Annotated in this window: 3 protein-coding genes; all 3 read left to right on the forward strand. The window is 64.8% G+C overall.

Translation table 11 applies throughout. From position 1 onward, the window contains the following. The coding region (gene gspL / locus DBR18_RS11495) for a type II secretion system protein GspL (protein WP_108590400.1) at positions 1-803 on the forward strand (803 nt) is incomplete at its 5' end. Beyond that, complete coding sequence (gene gspM / locus DBR18_RS11500; RefSeq protein WP_108590401.1) at positions 796-1344, forward strand: type II secretion system protein GspM; 549 nt, start codon at positions 796-798, stop codon at positions 1342-1344. The genes gspL and gspM, both read left to right, overlap by 8 nt. Continuing rightward, positions 1341-3722, forward strand: a complete 2382-nt coding sequence (gspD, locus tag DBR18_RS11505; RefSeq protein WP_108590402.1) for a type II secretion system secretin GspD — start codon at positions 1341-1343, stop codon at positions 3720-3722. The genes gspM and gspD overlap by 4 nt, the downstream gene beginning before the upstream one ends. The last annotated feature ends 111 nt before the right edge of the window (positions 3723-3833 follow it).

A 3833-nucleotide genomic window follows, 5' to 3' on the forward strand; every position in this document is an offset into this window, starting at 1 on the left:
GGCTGAATCTGCGCGGTCTGTACCCGGCGGCGTACAGCTTGCCGGTGCTGCCGGGCACGGTGGCCTGTCGGCAGGACGGCCATTTGTTGCTGCGCGAAAGCGTGCAGGTGGCGCGGGTGCAGCCGCTGTTCGACGACGAGGTTGGCGATTGGCTGTTGAGCTGTGGCACGCCGCTGCACTGGATCGGTTCGACGCCACCGCCGGATGCGCAATTGCCGATGGCCGAGGCGCAACGCTGGACCGGGCCGTTGCCCGGTTGGGGCCTGCACGGCGCGGTGCAACAGCAGCGCAGCGAGCATCGCGGTTGGGGCCGGGCGTTGGGGCTGTGCGCATTGGCGGTGGCGGTGTGGGTGATCGGCTTGAACCTGTATGCCGCTCGCGAAGCCAGTCAGGGTCAGCAGCTCAAGGCGCAGATGGCGCTGCGGGTGAAGCAGGCCTTTCCCGAGTTGCCGGTGATCCTCAATCCGCTGCAGCAGGCGCGTCAGCAACTGGCGGCGCGGCAGAAGGGCGCGGCGGAGGACCCGGCGCAACCGTTCAATCGGCTGGTGTTGCAGGCCGGCAGTGGCATGCCGTTCATGGCCGGCACGGTCGAGCGTCTGACGTTTGTTGACGGCACGTTGCAGTTGAGTCTGCTGGCCGATGCCCGGCGCAGCGCCAATGACAAGGACAAGGATTGGCAAGCCGCATTGGCCCAGGTCGGGATCAGTGCGACGGCTGACGATGAAGGCTGGCTGCTGCGCCCGAGCGACGAAGTCACCACCCCCGACGACAGCGCTGACGACAGCGGAGCAGAAGATGAATAAGGCATCGCTCGCGGTGTACCGCGCTCGCTGGCAGCGTTTCAGCGCGCAGCTTCAGGCGCGTTGGCAAGCGCTGGCCCTGCGTGAGAAACGCATGGTCGGCGGCATGGCGGTGGTGCTGCTGGCGCTGTTGGTGTGGGTCGCATTGATCCAGCCGCCGCTGAAAAAAATCACTTATTGGCAAAGCGAAACGCCGAAGTTGCGCGCGCAGACCGAAGCGCTTGAAGTGTTGTTGCGCGAGGTCAGCGTGCGCCCGGACGGGCAAAGCCTAGCGCAGTCTCTTGAACATACGCTGCAGGCCAGCGGCCTGGCCGGGCATTACCAATTGCAAGCCGGAGAGGCGGGCGCCTGGCAACTGACGTTCGACGCGGCGCCAGCCGATGCCGTGCTCGACTGGCTGCTGAGCACCCCGGCACAGCTTTCTCTGCAAGTGGTCGAGGCCCGTCTGCAACGCGCCGACAACGCTTCGACCGAAGTCACTGCCGGCACATTGTCAGGCACCGTTCGCATGGATCAGGCGCTGGGCGCTAAGGAAGCTTCATGAAGGGGTCAGGATCCAAACCGGCACGTCTGGCGTTGCCGATGCTGCTGATGGCATTGAGCGCGTGCAGCAACACCACCACGCCGCCGAACCAGCCGCCATTGCTGGTGGACAGCGAACTCGGTCGGCCATTGGCCAACACCCAGCGCAGCGGCGATGCGTTGCTCGATCGTCAACGCGCCCAGGCACAAACCGCGCCGCAACCACGGCAGATGCACAACATCACCGAACGCGCGCGCAGTGGCGGCGCCCCGCGCGGCAGCACACTGCCGAGCAATCCGCTGGGCGATCAACCGGTGACGCTGAATTTTGTCGACGCCGATATTCAAGCGGTGGTGCGCGCGTTGTCGCGTTCCACTGGCCAGCAGTTTCTGGTCGACCCTCGGGTCAAGGGCAGCCTGACGCTGGTCTCGGAAGGTCAGGTGCCGGCGCGCCAGGCTTATGACATGTTGCTCGCGGCGTTGCGCATGCAGGGTTTCAGCGTGGTCGATGTCGGCGGCGTCGCCCAGGTGGTGCCGGAGGCCGACGCAAAACTGCTCGGCGGGCCGATCTACAGCCCGGACAAACCCGCCGGCAACGGCATGCTCACCCGCACCTTTCGCCTGCAATACGAGAACGCGGTGAACCTGATTCCAGTGCTGCGCCCGATCGTCTCGCCGAACAACCCGATCAATGCCTACCCCGGCAACAACACCATCGTTGTCACCGATTACGCCGAAAACCTCACGCGCGTCGCCCAGTTGATCCAGACCATCGACACCCCGAGTGCGATCGACACCGACGTGGTGCAGATCCAGAACGGCATCGCCGCCGACATCGCGCCGATGGTCGCCGATCTGCTTGACGCGCCGGGCAACGATCCGACGCAGAAAATCGCGGTGATCGGCGACCCGCGTTCCAACACCATCATCATCCGCGCCGGCAGCCCCGAGCGCACCGAGCTGGCGCGCAACCTGATCTACAAACTCGACAACGCGCAGAGCAATCCGAGCAACCTGCACGTGGTTTATTTGCGTAACGCGCAGGCGGCGAAACTGGCGCAAGCGTTGCGTGGGTTGTTGACCGGCGAGAGCGACAGCGGCACCAGCGACAGTGCGCGCTCGGTGCTCAGTGCCATGGGCAGCAACGGCAACAACAATGGCGGTTCGAGTGCGCAGAGCGGCACGCAAACAGGTGGCAACACCTCGACCACATCCAGCACCGGCAGCACTGGCGGCAGTTACGCCCAGGGCAGCAGTTCGACTGGCAGCGGCGGCAGTCAGGCCAGCGAACAGAACGTTGCGTTCAGTGCTGGCGGGGTGACGATTCAGGCTGACGCCACCACCAACACCTTGCTGATATCCGCGCCGGAACCGTTGTATCGCAACCTGCGCGAGGTCATCGATTTGCTCGACCAGCGCCGTGCGCAAGTGGTGATCGAGAGCCTGATCGTTGAGGTCGGCGAGGACGATGCCAGCGAATTCGGCGTGCAGTGGCAGACCGGCAACCTCGGCGGTAAAGGGGTGATCGGCGGGGCCAACCTCGGCGGTTCGGGGATCAACCTCAACGGCAAGACCAGTCTCGATGTGCTGCCCCAGGGTTTGAACCTCGGTTATGTCAACGGCACGGTCGATATCCCCGGCATCGGCAAGATCCTCGACCTGAAAGTGCTGGCTCGGGCGCTGAAGAGCAAGGGCGGCACCAATGTGTTGTCGACGCCGAATCTGCTGACCCTCGATAACGAAGCGGCGAGCATTTTTGTCGGCCAGACCATTCCGTTTGTCAGCGGCAGCTACGTCACAGGTGGCGGGGGGACCAGCAACAACCCGTTCCAGACCGTTACCCGTGAAGAGGTGGGCTTGAAGCTCAACGTGCGGCCGCAGATTTCCGAGGGCGGGACGGTCAAGCTCGACATTTATCAGGAGGTCAGCAGCATCGACGAACGCGCGTCGGCCAGCGCGACGTCGGCGGGGATCGTCACCAACAAGCGCGCGATCGACACCAGCATCCTGCTCGACGACGGCCAGATCATGGTCCTCGGCGGCCTGCTGCAGGACGGCTACAGCCAGAGCAATGAAGCGGTGCCGTGGCTGGGGACGTTGCCGGGTATCGGCGCGCTGTTTCGCAACGAACGCCGGGCGATCACCAAGACCAACCTGATGGTGTTCCTGCGCCCGTACATCATCCGCGACAGCGAAGCGGGGCGCAGCATCACCCTTAACCGCTACGACTTCATGCGCCGCGCCCAGGGCGGCCTGCAACCGGAACGCAGCTGGGCAATGCCGGACATGCAGGCGCCGCAGTTGCCGACGGCGGCGCAGGGGGTGCCGAGTCCGGTTCCGACTTCGGGACCTCGCGCGACGATCAAAGCGGTGCCGATTGAAGGGAGTACACGCTTTTGACCAGCATGATGACTGTGGCGAGGGAGCTTGCTCCCGCTCGGGTGCGGAGCGCCCGCAAATCCGACATGCAAGGTGTGTCTGCGGGAACGGGGTCGCAGGGTTTGGGTCTGC

Origin of the sequence: Pseudomonas sp. HMWF021, from assembly GCF_003061005.1 — a bacterium.
Lineage (GTDB): Bacteria > Pseudomonadota > Gammaproteobacteria > Pseudomonadales > Pseudomonadaceae > Aquipseudomonas.

What these genes read in the sequence shown, in the direction of transcription:
- gspM (WP_108590401.1), top strand. Translation starts at nt 796, where the DNA reads ATGAATAAGGCATCGCTCGCGGTGTACCGCGCTCGCTGGCAGCGTTTC.
- gspD (WP_108590402.1), top strand. Translation starts at nt 1,341, where the DNA reads ATGAAGGGGTCAGGATCCAAACCGGCACGTCTGGCGTTGCCGATGCTG.